Here is a 15,959-nt window from a genome sequence, read left to right as displayed (position 1 = left end):
CTTACATATCAACTGAACTTAGATATAATCGCGAAATATATATAACTAATTAACAATTTTCATTGGAGTATTTAACATGACAAAATTCATTTTTGTAACAGGTGGGGTTCTAAGCTCTTTAGGTAAAGGGATAACTGCTGCTTCTATTGCAACTATTTTAAAACAATCTGGATTTAAAGTTTCTATGTTAAAAATCGATCCATATTTAAACGTAGATCCAGGGACAATGAGTCCACTTGAACACGGTGAAGTTTTTGTAACAGCAGATGGTGCAGAAACTGACCTTGATTTAGGAAACTACGAAAGATTTATCGATACAACATTAACAGCACAGAATAACTTTACAACAGGACAAGTATACCAAAGTGTAATCACTAGAGAAAGAGAAGGTGGATACTTAGGTAAAACGATTCAAGTAATTCCTCACGTAGTTGATGAGATTAAATCAAGAATTTATGCAGCCGCAGAAGGTCATGAATTTTTAATAGTAGAACTTGGTGGAACAGTTGGAGATATCGAAGGATTACCATTTATGGAATCTATTAGAGCAATCAGACATGAGTTACCAAAAACTAATACAATGAATATTCATGTAACGTTAATTCCTTATATTGCAGCAGCAGGTGAGCTTAAAACAAAACCAACTCAACACTCTGTACAAGAATTAAGAAGAATTGGTATTACTCCACATATGTTAGTATGTAGAACTGAAAAAGCATTACCTAAAAACTTAAAAGAAAAACTTGCAATGTCTTGTGATATTGACAATAATGCAGTTATTGAAGCAGGTGATGCACAATCAATTTATCAAGTTCCATTACATTTTATTAAAGAAGGAATTTTAACTCCTTTATCTGATCATTTTAATATTAAAATTAAACCAAATATGAGTAAATGGGATACTTTAGTAAAAAATATTTTAGTTCCTCAAGATGAATTAACAATAGCATTTGTTGGTAAATATTTAGAATTAAAAGAATCATATAAATCATTAACAGAAGCTCTAATTCATGCAGGAGCACATCTTAACACTAAAGTAAATATTCATTGGTGTGATTCTGAAAGAATCGAAGATGTTGGAGCTTATGATATTATTGGAAACTCTGATGCTGTTTTAGTTGCAGGTGGATTTGGACACAGAGGTGTTGAAGGTAAATTAAAAGCTATTGAATATGCAAGAACAAATAATATCCCTTACTTAGGAATTTGTTTAGGTATGCAATTAGCAGTAATTGAATATGCTAGAAATGTATTAGGTATTGAAGATGCAAACTCAATTGAATTTGATGAAAATACTCCTAACCCATTAATTTACTTAATTGATGAGTTTATGGATCAAAGTGGTCAAAAACAATTAAGAACTCATAAATCACCAATGGGTGGAACTATGAGATTAGGTGAATATCCATTTACACCAGCTAAAGGAACTCACCTTAAAAAAGCTTATGGAAATGATGATGTTTATTTTGAAAGACATAGACATAGATATGAAGCAAACCCTAAATATAAAGATGCATTAGAAGCAGCAGGAATGACTATTTCTGGTGAATCAAATGGATTAATTGAAGCAGTTGAAATTAAAGACCATACTTGGTTTGTAGGTGTTCAATTCCACCCTGAGTTTACTTCACATTTAGAAACTCCAAACCCTATTATTTTAGAGTTTGTTAGACAAGCTAATAAAAAAGATTAATGTCAAAAGTTACAAAAAATAGACTTTTTGAACTACTATCGGCTAGACACCAGAATAATCAATATTCTAGTCTAGCCAATATCCCTTCTCCTGATAACTTCAAAGATATAAATAAAGCCTCTTTACGAATTAAACAAGCAATTTTAAATAATGAACAAATCACTATAGTTGGTGACTATGATGTAGATGGTGTTGTTTCTACAACTATTATGGTTGATTTTTTTACATCAATAAATGTAAAAGTTAATCATATTATCCCAAATAGATTTACTCATGGATATGGATTATCTGTAAAAATTGTTGATATGATTGAAAGTGGACTTGTAATTACTGTTGATAATGGAATATCAGCCATTGAGGCTGCTTTAAAGCTAAAAGAAAAAGGTATTGATTTAATTATTACAGATCATCATACTGTTGGAAAAGAAGTTCCTTATGCACTTGCAATAATAAATCCTAAACAAGAAGATTGTACTTTTGAGTTTAAAGAGATTTGTGGGGCTCAAGTTGCATGGTATTTATGTGCTGCAATTAAAAAAGAGATAAATGCAGATGTTAATATGGGTGAATACTTAGATTTACTTTGTGTTGCTATTGTTGCTGATATTATGCCTATGACTGCACTTAATTATACTCTTGTAAAAAGTGGTTTAAAAAAGATAAAAACTTCAAAAAGAGAAGCATTTAAAAAATTAAATGAAGTAATGGCTAAAAAAGTTCTAGTTTCTGATGATATTGGATTTTTTATTGCACCTAAAATAAATAGTGCAGGAAGAATGGAAGATGCTTCAATTGCCTTAGATTTTTTATTATCAAAAACTTCATATAATGCAAACTCATCTTTACAAGAATTAGAAGAGTTAAATAATTACAGAAAAGCCTTACAAGAAGATATTTCAAACAAAGCACAAAGTAAAACAAATGAAAATGATAATGCAGTTATTGTATGGGGTGAGCATTGGCATGAGGGTGTAATTGGAATAGTTGCATCAAAATTATCAAATGCACATAAAAAACCTGCCTTTATTTTCTCAATAAAAGATGGTATTGCAAAAGGTAGTGCAAGAGCAAATGCAGATATTAATCTTCATACAATAATAACTAAAGCCTCACACTTATTATTAGGTTTTGGTGGACATAAAAATGCTGCAGGACTTGCTTTAAAAATTGAAAATCTTGAAGAGTTTAAAAAAATCATAAATGAAGAGTTAGAACAACATAAACATAAACTTCATATTGATCCTATTACTTTAGGAGAGCTTGATGTTGCTTCTGTTGATATTGAGTTTTTAGATATTATAGAAAAATTTGAACCTTATGGATTAGAAAATCATAGACCAATATTTCAAATATCAAATGCTACTTTAGTAAAATATGATTTAATAGGTAAAGATAAAAATCACTTAAAATTAACACTTAATAGTGATGGAGTAATATTTGAAGCTTTAAAATTTAATGATTCAAATACTAATTTACAAAAGAATCTTAAACTAGTAGTATCAGTTAGTAAAAATGAATTTAGAGGTGAAGTAAAACCTCAATTCCTAATTCAAGATATTTTATAAAACAACATGAGGTCGAAGAGTTTGAGTTCGTCCTTCGCCTTCAAGTTGTAAAATTTCTTCATCAATTGCTGTTCTTTCAAACGATGAAGCTAAGATATGTCCTGTTCTAATATCGATTAATTTAATAAATACATTTAAACTTTTACTTGTAATTGAATAAGTTCCAACAACAGCATATCTTTCTTCTTCTACAGCATTTGAAAGTATTTTATTATTATCTCTAATTAATACATTAAAACCTTTTTTACCTAGTTGAAACTGTTTTGCAAATTCTACTTCTCTTACAATAATATCTAAGGATACTAAACTATCTTTTAACATACTAGAAAGTAAGAATCCTAATTCTGATTTATTAGTTAAATCATTTAAGTTTACAAAATCTGATACTAGTACAATATCACTTATTTGGAGTTTTTGTTTAATTTTATTTGATGATTCATCCACAAGATTAGATACTAAAGAATGAAAATCATTTGTTCCATTTAATGGATTTTTATGTGAGCAAGAAGTAAAAAGTAACATTAAAAAAAATGAAAATATAAATATCTTCATTTTTTTAAAGTGTAAAAATATCATCTAATTATGTTCTTTTATAATCTTGATATTTCTAGAAGGTCTACAATCTTTAAAAATTAAACAATCATTTACCTTTCCATGTTGATAGGTTGCTCTTGCACTTGTAATTATTTTCCCAGTAATGTTATCAATAACTCTTGTATTAACTATTACTTTCCCAAATTGTCTAGAATAAGTTCCTACAACAACATAAGTATTAGGAATTTCGCCTTTTAATTCATTAGATTTTCTAGTCATAAAATACTCACCTTTATCATTAACAGATACAGCAAGTCTTCCTCTAAATTCAATAATATTAAAACCTCTATTTGAAAGTTCATTTATTAAACTCTCACTAATAATTCTTCCAAATTCTGATGTTTTCTTAAATTGATCTAGTCTTACAAATGATGTAATAATAATAGGTTTATTTGTATTCATCTTTTTATTTCTTAGCATTTGAGTTGCTAAAGAGGTAATAGTGGATTCTAAAGTTCTTTGCGTAGTAACAAATTCCTCTTCATCAGCAGCAATAGCTAATCTTTCTTTTGTTGTTTGAACCTTGTTCCATTCTTTTGTATTATTATCTAGAACTCTATATTGAGTACATCCAGATAGTACAAATAATAACAAAGTAGTCATCAAACCTACTTTATAGATACTTTTAAACATAAAAACCCCTTTTACTAATTGGCTAAATTTTATTTAAAATTTGCTTAGATACTCTTGAAAAATTGCTTTTTTAATGAGTTTATAATAACTTTTTATCCATATTTTTTTTATATAAGATTTAATCAGCTTTTTAATATACTTAAAGTAAAAAAGGATACATTATGACAAAACTAATAATTATTATTTCAAATGGATTCGAAGAAATAGAAACTATCTCAGTTATTGATGTTTGTAGACGAGCAAGTATTGATGTAACAATTGTTGCTGTTGAACAAATTCTTACAATTGGAGCTAATAATATTACGATTAAAGCAGATTACTTAATAAATGATATTAACCCAAATAACTATGACATGATTGTTTTACCTGGTGGATTACCAAATGCTTATACTTTAGCTCAAAATGAAGATGTTCAAAATATATTAAAAAATATGAAAAAAGAGAATAAAAGAATAGCCGCTATTTGTGCAGCACCATATGCTTTACATACAGCAGGTGTTTTAAATAAAAATTTTACTTGTTATCCAGGATTTGAAGAAAAAATTAGATTAGATGGTTACCATGATGATAAAGACGTAATAGTTGATGGTAAAATCATTACATCAAGAGGACCAGGAACCGCTATGAATTTTGCTTTAGAAATTGTAAAAATTCTTACAAATGAAAACACATATTTAAATGTAAAAAATGGTTTATTAGTAAAATAATGAATTTAGCATTAGCATTAGGTGGAGGAGCTGCAAGAGGAGCCTTTCATCTTGGTTTTTTACATTTTTGTGAAGAACATAATATGCAAATTCAAGCTTATAGTGGCTCTTCAATTGGAGCAATTATTTCATGCTCTCATGCAAGTGGAGTTTCAGCAAAAGAACAACTAAAAATATTTGCATCAAAAGAGATAAGGCAAGCTTTAAAATTTAATTATTTCAAAAATGGCTTATTAAAAATTGATACATCAAATAAAATCATAAAAGAACTTTTACCAATTTCTAAACTTGAAGATATTAAAAAGCCTGTTTATGTAAGTGCTTATGATACAAAAGAAAAAAGACTTCATTATTTTAATACTGGAGATACACTTACTTTATGTATGGCATCAAGTGCTTTGGTTCCACTATTTAAACCTGTAAAATATGAAAATATGTATTTAATAGATGGTGGATTATTTGATAATATTCCAATAAAACCTTTAGAAAATAAAAACTATGATATTTATGCAATTGATTTATTTCCAAGAAAGTATTCTCTACTTAAACCAAAATTCAACCCTTTAAAAATAGTAAAAAGAAAAATTTTCACACAACTATATGAAAATAATAAACACTCAATACAAAATACTCACCACTATTTAGGTTCAAATCATATTAGAGGTTTTTCTCTTTATACATTTAAAGAATTAGAAGAGTGTTTTAATCTTGGTTTTAAAGAGGCACACAAATACTTTAAGATATAATCAGCTTTAAAATTCAAAATAAATATTAAAGATTATATATGTCAGAAACACCACAATTTACACATTTACATTTACATACAGAATATTCATTACTTGATGGTGCAAATAAAATTAAACCTCTAGCAAAAAAAGTTAAAGAGATGGGAATGACATCTGTTGCAATGACAGATCATGGGAACCTTTTTGGGGCAATTGATTTTTATAATGCAATGAGAGCAGAAGGAATCAAACCTATTATTGGAATGGAAGCTTATATTCATAATAATGAGGAAATTGGTGATAAAACTACAAGACAAAGATTCCATTTATGTCTATATGCCAAAAATCAGGAAGGTTATAAAAACTTAATGTTCCTAAGCTCACAAGCTTACATGCATGGTTTTTATTATTACCCAAGAATTAATAAACAATTATTAAAAGACCATTCTGCTGGTTTAGTTTGTTCTGCTGCTTGTTTACAAGGTGAAGTAAGTTGGCACTTAAATACTAAAAATGAAAGAAATGTAAAAAATGGAGCAAAAGGATATGAAGGTGCTAAGGCGGCAGCTTTAGAATACAAAGAAATATTTGGTGATGATTTTTATTTAGAAATAATGAGACATGGTATTGATGACCAATATTTTATTGATGATCCATTATTAAGATTAGCTCATGAAACTGGCATTAAAATTGTAGCTACAAATGATACACATTATTTAACTCAAAAAGATGCAGATGCGCATGAAGCATTTATGTGTATTGCCATGAATAAACTTTATGATGACCCAAATAGATTAAGACATAGTGTTCATGAATTTTATTTAAAAACACCACAGCAAATAGAAAAACTTTATGCAGATATTCCAGAAGCAATCGCAGCAACTCAAGAAATTGCAGATAAATGTAATTTAGAGATAAAATTAGGTGATCCAACACCTCCAAACTTTAAATTTACAAGACAAAAGTCTGAAATTGATAATCTTGTTTTACCAGAACCTGAGCTTGAGTATTCACTTGAAAATGATAAAGTTTTATTTATTCACGAGTGTTGGAAAGGTTTAGAAGAAAGACTTAAAATTGTTGATCCATCTAAGCATCAAGAATACAAAGATAGACTTCAAGTTGAAATTGATATTATTAATGATATGCGGTTTCCTGGATATATGCTTATTGTTTGGGATTTCGTTATTGTTGCAAAACAAATGAAAATTCCAGTTGGTCCAGGACGGGGATCTGCTGCTGGTTCATTAGTTGCATTTTCACTTGCAATTACAGATATTGACCCTATGCCTTATGGTTTACTTTTTGAGAGATTTCTAAACCCTGAAAGAATCTCAATGCCTGATATTGATATGGATTTTTGTCAAGCAAGACGTGGTGAAATAATTGATTATGTTGTACAACAATATGGACGAGCCAATGTTGCACAAATTATTACTTTTGGTAAATTATTAGCAAAAGGTGTTATTAGAGATGTAGCAAGAGTTTTAGATATGCCTTATGCAAAAGCAGATGCTATGGCAAAATTAATTCCTGATGAATTAGGTATTAATTTAGAAAACTCTTATTTAAAAGAACCAAAAATAAAAGAACTTTGTGATTCAGATCCCCAATCAGCTAGAGTTTGGGAATATGCTTTAGCACTTGAAGGACTAAATAGAAATGCAGGAACTCACGCAGCGGGTGTTGTTATTTCAAATGAACCTTTATGGAATAAAACACCACTATTTAAACCATCAGGTTTAGATACCCTAGCCACTCAATATAATGGTAAATATGTTGAAGATGTTGATTTAATTAAATTCGATTTCCTTGGATTAAAAACTCTTACAGTAATTGAAGAAGCAAATAAACTAATTGAGAAAAGACATGGAAAAAGAATAGACTTTATTACAGCAGATGTAAATGATAAAGGTGTTTATGATTTAATTCAAACAGGTAATACAATCGGGCTATTCCAAATAGAATCAGATGGTATGCAAGATTTAAATAAAAGACTTAAACCATCAAACTTCGAGGATATTATTGCCGTTCTTGCACTTTACAGACCAGGTCCAATGGAGTCTGGTATGCTTGATGACTTTATTGATAGAAAACATGGTCGTGCAAAGATTGATTACTTTTATGATGAGTTTGAAGCACCTTTAAAACCTATACTTGAACCAACTTATGGGGTTATTGTTTATCAAGAGCAAGTTATGCAAATTGTACAAACAATTGGTGGATTTAGTCTTGGTGGTGCGGACCTTGTAAGACGAGCCATGGGTAAAAAAATTGTAGAAGAGATGGATAGACTTAAGGGTGAATTTGCAGATGGTGGTGTTAAAAAAGGTTACCAAAGATCTCACTGTGAAGAACTATTCGATTTAATTGTAAAGTTTGCTGGTTATGGATTTAATAAATCCCATTCAGCAGCTTATGCACTTGTAACATTTTATACATCATATTTAAAAAGATATTATCCATCTGAATTTATGGCAGCATTACTTACACTTGAAAAAGATAATACGGATAAAGTTGTAAAGTATGTTGATGAAGTAAAAAGATTAGGACTTGATTTATTCCCACCTGATATTAATAAATCAGATTTAGTTTTTTCTGCAACTAAATTAGATGGAGAAGAAGTTGTAATGTTTGGAATGGGTGCTGTTAAAGGTGCTGGAGATGTTGCAATAAAATCTATTTTAGAAGCTAGAAAAAAAGGTGGTAACTTTACTGATTTATCTGACTTTATTTCAAGAATTGATGGAAGTAAAGTAAATAAAAGAGTAATAGAATCACTTACAAAAACAGGAGCTTTTGATAGTTTTGGTTATTCAAGACGAGCAATGTTAGAACAAATAGAAAAGATTTCTGATTGTGTAGCAAATTCAATGAAAGCCAAAAAAATGGCCACTGGTTCTTTATTTGGAGATTCAGAAGAGTTAACAAGAATCACAATTGAACTTGATCCTTTAGAAGAGTATGAAGCAACTGAAATATTAGAACTAGAAAAAGCTTCTTTAGGATTTTATGTATCAGGACATCCACTTGATAAATATAGAGACCAATTAGATGGGATAAATTATACATTATCATCTCAAATTGATGAATTAGCAGATGGTTCACAAGCTTTATTTATTGGTAAAATTGAAAATATCGTAGAGAAAATTTCAAAAAAAGGTAATAAATTTGGTATTGCTTCAATTATGGATTTACATGGAAATATTGAACTTTTATTATTTGAAGATAGAATAAAAGAGCTTAAAGAAGATTTTGATTTAGAACAACCTATTGCATTTAAAGTAAAAATTTCAAAAGATGAAAATTTTACAAGAATGAATATTATTAAAATAGAAGATTTAAAAGATGCAAAAAAAGAGAAAATCAAAACAAAACAAATGGAAATAAAAGAACCTCCTTTAACAGTAGTTATTCCATATAGTGATAATGACCATAGTGTTTATAAGTTATTTGATATAGTTGCAAATAATCAAGGGAAAAGAGAATTAAGAATAATTGTAAAATCAAAACTTGCAGATATTGAATTAGATTCAGGATATAAAGTTACAGCAAATGTAGAAAACTTAATTACACAAATAGAGGGAGCATTTATTTTATAATGAAACATATATTATTAACAAACGATGATGGTTTTGATGCTATTGGATTAAAAGCATTAATTGAAGCATTAAAACCAATTGCAAAAATAACAGTAGTTGCACCTGCAAAAAACAAATCAGCATGTGGTCACTCTTTAACTTTAGATAAACCACTAAGATTAGCTAGTGTTGATGATGATTTTTATAAAATAGATGATGGTACTCCAACTGATTGTGTTTTTATTTCACTAAATAATCTATTTAAAGAAACATGCAAACCAGATTTAGTAATAAGTGGAATTAATATTGGTGCTAATATGGGTGAGGATATCACATATAGTGGAACAGCTGCAGCAGCAATGGAAGCAGTTTTACAAGGAATTCCAGCAATTGCAATTTCTCAAGTTTGCAATGATAATTGTAGTGATATCAAAAATGGCTTTGATTTTGCCCTTGCAAAACAAACTATTGCAAATTTAGCTCAAAAAATACTTCAAAACCAGTTTCCATTAGATGAAAGAAAGTTTTTAAATGTTAATATCCCTCCTATAAAACCTAATGAGTGCAATGGCATAAGAATTACTAAAGCTGGTTATAGAGAATATGGAAATGATACGCATAGACATTTAAACCCAAGAGGTGAAGAGTTCTATTGGGTAGGATTACATCCACTTATCTGGAAATCATCAGTAAATAAAGATTGTGACTTTGAAGCGATTAAAGATAATTGTATATCAATTACGCCAATTATGTTAGATTTAACATCTTATTCAGATATAGAATCTTTAGAAAATTGGTTGAACAACTAAAAAAGGAAAAACATGGATTTCACATTTACAGAAGCTATAATGTCACATATTGACAAATTAGTAGGAAATTTAAAAAGCGAAGAACAGATTCAAGAAGTTCTAAAAAGAAAGTTTACAAAAAAAGAGTATAAAATATTCTTTGGATTTGCAGAAGGTAAATCAATAGAAGAAATTAAAGAGATTGTTAATGATGACGAAGAAAGAATTAATGAAATTTTTAAAGCAGCTTGTAAAAAATTAAATCAAGAAAAAACAAAAAAAGAATTAGTTTCTTTTAAATAGAGTATTTATACTCTATTTTTTAAATGCTAAAAGAACCATTCCCGCAAAAGAATCATCTTTATAAAACTCAACTCTAAATAAATCACCATTTTTATCTATTGAGAATCTCTTTTCAATATCATTTTTATTAATATCTAAATTCACTTCACTTTTACTATTTTTATTCACATAACCAATAATATTAACTCTTAAATCAGATATAGCTTCAATATTAAAAAAATCTTTTACATATACAATATCACCGAATTTAACACTTTTTAATTTATTATCAACTAATAAATTTATATACCTATTTTCATTTGCAATTTTTGTATAATCAGCATGAAGAGTAGCTAGTCTTCTATTTCCATAATGAATTACATAGTTTTTTCCATCTTTTAAAATAGTCATTAATGGATTGGATACTGAAAAATCTAAAACTTCATTTTCATCTATTGGAAAATATCTTAAATTATTTCTTACTTTTCCAAGTGGAAGTTTGATTTTATCATTATAAAATGAAATAAAAATATCATTATCAATAACATCTTTTATATATTTAGGTTTTATTTCAAACTTTCTTTTAAACTCAATACCCATAATATTCATATACTCTTCAATGGCTAAAAGATGATAATAAACTCTTTCGTTTAAATTTAGCTCTTTACTTGCTTCATTTGCAAAAGCAGCTTTACCATTATTTATAGCAAAATAAGTAAGACTTTTTTCCATTTCTTTATCACCAAGTCTTGTTTTGGTATTTTTAACATGATAAATATCTGATTCTCTAATAAGATTATTATTTATTGAATTAACAACTTTTTTAGAGATTTCTTCCATATTTCCATATAAAGGAACATCGAGAGTTTTTTGATCAACAATTGAGCATTGCCCCCATTTTCTTGGAGAATAAATATTGTCTATATATTTTTCTCTATAAAAACCACTTCCATCATGTAAATTTAGCACTAATTTTACATCATCAGATTTTATGTAGTTTTTTATTCTTTTTATAGAGTTAAAATCAGGATCATTTGCAGAAAGATTGGCAAATTTTCTATTCATATCTCCATATGGGCCACGAGATCTTTTTATTATAGAATAGAAATTTAAATTGGGAATAACCCAAACTGAACCTTTTGTGATTTCATAATGAGTTGAAATCAGAGAAGCAGCCATAAAAGCACCTGGTTCATCACCTTGTATTCCACCAATTAAAAGTAAGGTATTATTATCTTGTTTACCTTTTTTAATAAAATTAAAATCAAAATTTTGAACATTAGCATTTAAACTTACAATAAATAGAAGTAAAACACTAAACGGTTTTAATATGCCAAGGTTCATACCTTACCCCATCTTTATTGTTAACTGTATATCTAACATCAATATATTTTAGTTTTCTAATTTTTGAAAACTCTTCTGTTAATGCAAATCTTGATGTAAAGTTAGCATGACCAAAACCTTTTTTACCAACATCGAAATCACCAATACTATGATAAGTAAATGCAGGTGGTGCAATAGATTTAGAAGTTACACTTATATTTCCATGCTCTTTATCTAATTTATCTAAAAAAAGTTTTGTTTGTTTTACAATACTTCTTATTCCTGAAGTTAAAGTAAGAGTATCCCCTATATCTTTTTTCATTTGATTATATGTTTCTAAAGATTTACCTTTAAATAAATAATGTCCAGTTCTTGGAATTTTAACAACTTCTTTAGTATTAATCATATTTGTAATATTATCAGAAATCCTATCACCAAAAAAGCCATGATTTAAAGGGTTACTATAAAAAATAGTTTCTAAAAATGTTAACTCTTCTTTTGTAAATGCACCAATAGAACTAACGTTTCTAGAAATTCTTAACATCTCATCAAAACTTAAAAGATTAAAATTTCCATATCCAACATGTCTTTGCACTAATTTTAGTTTTCGTCTAATAGATTGAAGCTCTTTTAAATATACATTTTCCAATAAAATATCACTACTATTCTTTAGTTCGATATTTTCACTATTAGCAAATACATTTGTATTTAATGCTAAAGTTGAAATCCCAGCACTAGTTATTTTAAAAAAATCTCTTCTATTCATAGCTTTTATAATACCATTTTTATATTTTCATGTTCACCAAGAATTCTATATAATTCTTTTCGGTCATCCTCATTATGCACAAGTAATTCTAAAGTATAACTTCTAAACTTACCTTTTTTACTTACATTTGATTCTTTAATACTATGTTCTCTATCTAAAACAACTTCTTTTACAGTTGTTTTAACACTTATTGTTTCTGATACAACTAATTTATAAACCCAATTACATGGATAATCTAATTCTAATTTTTCTTTATTTAAATCTATCATATTCTATTAATTCCTTTTAAAATTTCCACTTTTACCACCTGATTTACTCTCAAGTTGTACATTAGAAATAACCATTGATTTATCAATAGCTTTTACCATATCATAAATAGTTAATAAGCCAATAGATACACCTGTAAGTGCTTCCATTTCAACGCCTGTTTGGCCATTTAATTTAGCCGTTACATATAACTTAAAGCCAGGTAGTTCAGGTTTTTCTTCAATATCACAGTTAATACCACTTAATAATAAAGGATGACACATAGGGATTAATTCACTAGTTTTTTTTACACCCATAATTGCAGCTATTACTGCTGTTTGTATTACTGGGCCTTTTTTTGTAGTATTTTCTATAATTGCATTATATGCTTCATTTGACATTGTAATTTCACCAGATGCTATAGCAACTCTTGTAGTTTCTATTTTTTCAGAAACATCGACCATTTTAGGTCTGTTATTATCATCTAAATGTGTTAAATTCAATTTTCTGCCTTTTTTTTGATAATAATATTATATTGTAAATATAGTTAAATAAGAATTAAGCAATATTTAAATATAATAGGTGTCAAAATTTTAAAAAGAAAGTGGGTGAACTTTACATGCCAGGCATTAAAGTAAAAGATAGTGAATCTTTCGACGAAGCATACAGACGATTTAAGAAACAATGTGATAGAAATCTTATTGTAACTGAAACAAGAGCTAGAAGATTTTTTGAGCCAATGACAGAGATCAGAAAAAAACAAAAAATCAATGCTAGAAAGAAAATGCTTAAGAGATTATACATGCTTAGACGATACGAGTCTAGACTGTAAGATTCTTAATTCTTATCCAAAGGTCCGATTTTATCGGGCCTTTTTTTATGTCTAAAAACTTCTAATTTAAAAAAGGTGACTATTTTTTAGCCATCTGTTTTAAATACTTTTTATATTTAATATTTTCTAGTTTTTTTACTTTTTCTTCTACTTCTTCTTTCATTTTATTCTTATATTCAGAAATTTTCTTTCTTAAACTTGCATCTTTCACACCTAAGATTTGTGTAGCTAAAATCCCTGCATTTTTTGCACCATTAATTGCAACAGTTGCAACAGGAACTCCACCTGGCATTTGTACAATTGATAATAAAGAATCCATGCCCTCTAAATTAGAACCTCTAACTGGAACTCCAATAACAGGTAATGCAGTTAAAGCAGCAACCATTCCAGGTAAATGAGCAGCACCACCAGCTCCTGCAATAATAACTCTTAAACCTCTTTTTTCAGCACCCTTTGAATACTCAACTAATCTATCTGGTGTTCTATGCGCAGATACAACACTTACTTCATATTCAATTCCAAACTCTTCACACATAAGTGCAGCAGCACTCATAACTGGTAAGTCTGAATCACTTCCCATAATAATTCCAACTAATGGTTTACTCATAATTTTTTGCTCCCTCTAATTTTTAAAATATCTTTTGCTCTCATTGCTTTTTCTAATGCTTTATCAATATCATCATCTAATACAGTTATATGACCCATCTTTCTAAATGGTTTTGTATAACTTTTTCCATAGAAATGAAAAGATAATTCTGGTATTTCTAATGCATCATGAATTCCCTCAATAAAAGGTTCACCTTCATAACCCTCTTCCCCTAATAAATTAACCATCACAGAAGGAGAAATTAATTTTGTTGAACCTAAAGGTAAATTAGTTACTGCACGAATTATTTGTTCAAACTGTGATGTTGCACATGACTCAACTGTATAATGTCCTGAGTTATGAGGTCTTGGTGCAATTTCATTAACTAAAACTTCACCACTTTTTGTTAAAAATAGTTCTACCCCAAAAATACCAACACCTCCTAATGCCTCAATTGATTTAATTGAAACTTCAATTGATTTTTCTTCTATCTCTTTAGATATTCTTGCAGGTGCCATTACACTATCACAAATATTAACTCTTTCATCAAAAAGCATCTCAACAACAGGATAACACTTCATTTCACCTTCAATATTTCTTGCAACAATTAATGCTAGTTCTTTTTCAATATCAACAAGTTCTTCTATAAATGATTCAGTTTTAATAGCAATTTCAATATCAGATTCACTTTTAAGCATCTGAACACCTTTTCCATCATAACCACCCATCTTTGCTTTTTGAATTACTGGAAAACCAAAGGCTTTTAAATCATCATCATTTTCAACATTCTTATAAGCAGGAACTGGAATCCCTTTTTCATCAAGAAGTTTCTTTTGTTCATATTTATTTTGGATTAACTCCATTACATAAGGAGATGGATAAATTTTATGGCCATGATCATATAACTCTTTTAAAATAGAAGTGTCAACATGTTCTAATTCAAAAGTTGTTACATCTGTTTCTTGTACTAATTGCTCAAGTTTCTCTTTATCATAAAATCCACCCAATATATGTTTATCAGAAACTTGTGCTGCTGGACAATTAAATGTTGGATCTAAAATCGTAACATGAAAGCCCATCTTTTTTGCTTTTTGAGACATAATCTTACCTAGTTGTCCACCACCAATAATCCCTAGTTTTAAACTAGAGTAGTTAAAATCTTTATTCATTTAATTCATCATCCTATTAAAATTTTGTATTATAAAAGTAAAATTACATCAATTACAATGTATTTACCACCATATATTTTCATAAAGTTTAAATATCTTATTTTAAAATATTTGATTCTTAGCATATTATAAATAATGCACCAATAAATTTAATAGTATTATGACTATTAAGTTTTTTTAAATTAAATAATTATAAATTGTTAATGATTGGGGTATTGATAGACTTAAAAAGAATGGCAAGCATTCCTAAAAAAAAGAAAAGAATAGTAGGTTTTAAAATGTTTTGTAAAATTAAATCAATATTCATTTCTCACAACTCCAAAATTTAACAATTTTAATATATAAATTATTAATATTATATTACTTTTAAAAAAGGGAAAGATGACTTAATTATAAACAACCTAAAAAAAAAGCTTAGCTAAAAACATGATAGATGTTTTGAGCTAAGCTAATTAAAAAACTCAAGAGC

The 15,959-nt window shown here is 28.2% G+C and carries 16 protein-coding genes; 8 read left to right on the top strand and 8 right to left on the bottom strand.

All coding sequences use genetic code 11. The annotated features are described in order from the left end of the window. The first annotated feature begins 76 nt into the window (after positions 1–76). A complete protein-coding gene (locus ACERKK_RS00405; protein ID WP_373771085.1) occupies positions 77–1,693 on the top strand; it encodes a CTP synthase in 1,617 nt (538 codons plus the stop codon). Continuing rightward, the gene (recJ, locus tag ACERKK_RS00400; protein WP_373771084.1) at positions 1,693–3,258 is read left to right on the top strand and encodes a single-stranded-DNA-specific exonuclease RecJ; all 1,566 of its coding nucleotides are present in this window, start codon (positions 1,693–1,695) and stop codon (positions 3,256–3,258) included. The genes ACERKK_RS00405 and recJ overlap by 1 nt, the downstream gene beginning before the upstream one ends. Here recJ and ACERKK_RS00395 read toward each other — a convergent pair. Then, positions 3,253–3,834 (bottom strand): FlgO family outer membrane protein, encoded by a 582-nt coding sequence (locus ACERKK_RS00395; RefSeq protein WP_373771083.1) that lies wholly within the window; start codon positions 3,832–3,834, stop codon positions 3,253–3,255. The two genes, recJ and ACERKK_RS00395, sit on opposite strands and share 6 nt — an antisense overlap. Continuing rightward, on the bottom strand, positions 3,835–4,485 hold the full coding sequence (locus tag ACERKK_RS00390; protein WP_373771082.1) for a FlgO family outer membrane protein: 651 nt from the start codon (positions 4,483–4,485) through the stop codon (positions 3,835–3,837). 161 nt (positions 4,486–4,646) lie between these two features. On the opposite strand from ACERKK_RS00390, the gene ACERKK_RS00385 reads away from it, so the two are divergent. From ACERKK_RS00385 to ACERKK_RS00365, 5 genes are read left to right on the top strand one after another with little or no spacing between them, the layout of a single operon-like run. Continuing rightward, positions 4,647–5,192 carry a DJ-1 family glyoxalase III gene (locus ACERKK_RS00385; protein WP_373771081.1) on the top strand — a complete coding sequence of 182 codons (546 nt, stop codon included), beginning with the start codon at positions 4,647–4,649 and terminating at the stop codon, positions 5,190–5,192. Further along, positions 5,192–5,938: a patatin-like phospholipase family protein gene (locus tag ACERKK_RS00380; protein ID WP_373771080.1), complete on the top strand. Its 747-nt coding sequence runs from the start codon at positions 5,192–5,194 to the stop codon at positions 5,936–5,938. Before ACERKK_RS00385 ends, ACERKK_RS00380 begins: the two co-directional genes overlap by 1 nt. A 38-nt stretch (positions 5,939–5,976) precedes the next feature. Further along, the gene (dnaE, locus tag ACERKK_RS00375; protein ID WP_373771079.1) at positions 5,977–9,519 is read left to right on the top strand and encodes a DNA polymerase III subunit alpha; all 3,543 of its coding nucleotides are present in this window, start codon (positions 5,977–5,979) and stop codon (positions 9,517–9,519) included. Then, a complete protein-coding gene (gene surE / locus ACERKK_RS00370) occupies positions 9,519–10,307 on the top strand; it encodes a 5'/3'-nucleotidase SurE (protein WP_373771078.1) in 789 nt (262 codons plus the stop codon). The genes dnaE and surE overlap by 1 nt, the downstream gene beginning before the upstream one ends. 12 nt (positions 10,308–10,319) lie before the next feature. Further along, positions 10,320–10,589 carry a hypothetical protein gene (locus tag ACERKK_RS00365; protein ID WP_373771077.1) on the top strand — a complete coding sequence of 90 codons (270 nt, stop codon included), beginning with the start codon at positions 10,320–10,322 and terminating at the stop codon, positions 10,587–10,589. Positions 10,590–10,601: 12 nt separating this feature from the next. Here the strand turns inward: ACERKK_RS00365 and ACERKK_RS00360 are convergent, their stop codons facing one another. The 4 genes from ACERKK_RS00360 to moaC are packed head-to-tail and all read right to left on the bottom strand — an operon-like array spanning position 10,602 to position 13,406. Next, positions 10,602–11,912, bottom strand: coding sequence for a M99 family carboxypeptidase catalytic domain-containing protein (locus tag ACERKK_RS00360; RefSeq protein ID WP_373771076.1), 1,311 nt, complete (start codon positions 11,910–11,912; stop codon positions 10,602–10,604). After that, the gene (locus tag ACERKK_RS00355; RefSeq protein WP_373771075.1) at positions 11,884–12,657 is read right to left on the bottom strand and encodes a M15 family metallopeptidase; all 774 of its coding nucleotides are present in this window, start codon (positions 12,655–12,657) and stop codon (positions 11,884–11,886) included. The genes ACERKK_RS00360 and ACERKK_RS00355 overlap by 29 nt, the downstream gene beginning before the upstream one ends. A 5-nt stretch (positions 12,658–12,662) precedes the next feature. Beyond that, positions 12,663–12,926 (bottom strand): YbeD family protein, encoded by a 264-nt coding sequence (locus tag ACERKK_RS00350; protein WP_373771074.1) that lies wholly within the window; start codon positions 12,924–12,926, stop codon positions 12,663–12,665. Positions 12,927–12,932: 6 nt separating this feature from the next. After that, on the bottom strand, positions 12,933–13,406 hold the full coding sequence (moaC, locus tag ACERKK_RS00345; protein ID WP_373771073.1) for a cyclic pyranopterin monophosphate synthase MoaC: 474 nt from the start codon (positions 13,404–13,406) through the stop codon (positions 12,933–12,935). Positions 13,407–13,522: 116 nt separating this feature from the next. Between moaC and rpsU the strand changes: the two genes are divergently transcribed. Further along, on the top strand, positions 13,523–13,735 hold the full coding sequence (gene rpsU / locus ACERKK_RS00340; RefSeq protein ID WP_071628030.1) for a 30S ribosomal protein S21: 213 nt from the start codon (positions 13,523–13,525) through the stop codon (positions 13,733–13,735). A 79-nt stretch (positions 13,736–13,814) separates the two neighbouring features. On the opposite strand, the gene purE is transcribed toward rpsU, so the two are convergent. Both purE and ACERKK_RS00330 read right to left on the bottom strand, forming a co-directional pair. Continuing rightward, on the bottom strand, positions 13,815–14,342 hold the full coding sequence (purE, locus tag ACERKK_RS00335; protein ID WP_373771072.1) for a 5-(carboxyamino)imidazole ribonucleotide mutase: 528 nt from the start codon (positions 14,340–14,342) through the stop codon (positions 13,815–13,817). After that, positions 14,339–15,490: a 5-(carboxyamino)imidazole ribonucleotide synthase gene (locus ACERKK_RS00330; RefSeq protein WP_373771071.1), complete on the bottom strand. Its 1,152-nt coding sequence runs from the start codon at positions 15,488–15,490 to the stop codon at positions 14,339–14,341. Before ACERKK_RS00330 ends, purE begins: the two co-directional genes overlap by 4 nt. Between the last annotated feature and the right edge of the window lie 469 nt (positions 15,491–15,959).

The organism is Poseidonibacter sp. (assembly GCF_041821165.1).
Classification (GTDB): Bacteria; Campylobacterota; Campylobacteria; order Campylobacterales; family Arcobacteraceae; genus Poseidonibacter.
This window is presented reverse-complemented; position numbering and strand designations above follow the sequence as displayed.

Bases quoted from the DNA above. Each gene is read 5' to 3' on its own strand.
- ACERKK_RS00405 (WP_373771085.1), top strand. From the start codon at position 77: ATGACAAAATTCATTTTTGTAACAGGTGGGGTTCTAAGCTCTTTAGGT.
- recJ (WP_373771084.1), top strand. From the start codon at position 1,693: ATGTCAAAAGTTACAAAAAATAGACTTTTTGAACTACTATCGGCTAGA.
- ACERKK_RS00395 (WP_373771083.1), bottom strand. From the start codon at position 3,834: ATGATATTTTTACACTTTAAAAAAATGAAGATATTTATATTTTCATTT.
- ACERKK_RS00390 (WP_373771082.1), bottom strand. From the start codon at position 4,485: ATGTTTAAAAGTATCTATAAAGTAGGTTTGATGACTACTTTGTTATTA.
- ACERKK_RS00385 (WP_373771081.1), top strand. From the start codon at position 4,647: ATGACAAAACTAATAATTATTATTTCAAATGGATTCGAAGAAATAGAA.
- ACERKK_RS00380 (WP_373771080.1), top strand. From the start codon at position 5,192: ATGAATTTAGCATTAGCATTAGGTGGAGGAGCTGCAAGAGGAGCCTTT.
- dnaE (WP_373771079.1), top strand. From the start codon at position 5,977: ATGTCAGAAACACCACAATTTACACATTTACATTTACATACAGAATAT.
- surE (WP_373771078.1), top strand. From the start codon at position 9,519: ATGAAACATATATTATTAACAAACGATGATGGTTTTGATGCTATTGGA.
- ACERKK_RS00365 (WP_373771077.1), top strand. From the start codon at position 10,320: ATGGATTTCACATTTACAGAAGCTATAATGTCACATATTGACAAATTA.
- ACERKK_RS00360 (WP_373771076.1), bottom strand. From the start codon at position 11,912: ATGAACCTTGGCATATTAAAACCGTTTAGTGTTTTACTTCTATTTATT.
- ACERKK_RS00355 (WP_373771075.1), bottom strand. From the start codon at position 12,657: ATGAATAGAAGAGATTTTTTTAAAATAACTAGTGCTGGGATTTCAACT.
- ACERKK_RS00350 (WP_373771074.1), bottom strand. From the start codon at position 12,926: ATGATAGATTTAAATAAAGAAAAATTAGAATTAGATTATCCATGTAAT.
- rpsU (WP_071628030.1), top strand. From the start codon at position 13,523: ATGCCAGGCATTAAAGTAAAAGATAGTGAATCTTTCGACGAAGCATAC.
- purE (WP_373771072.1), bottom strand. From the start codon at position 14,342: ATGAGTAAACCATTAGTTGGAATTATTATGGGAAGTGATTCAGACTTA.
- ACERKK_RS00330 (WP_373771071.1), bottom strand. From the start codon at position 15,490: ATGAATAAAGATTTTAACTACTCTAGTTTAAAACTAGGGATTATTGGT.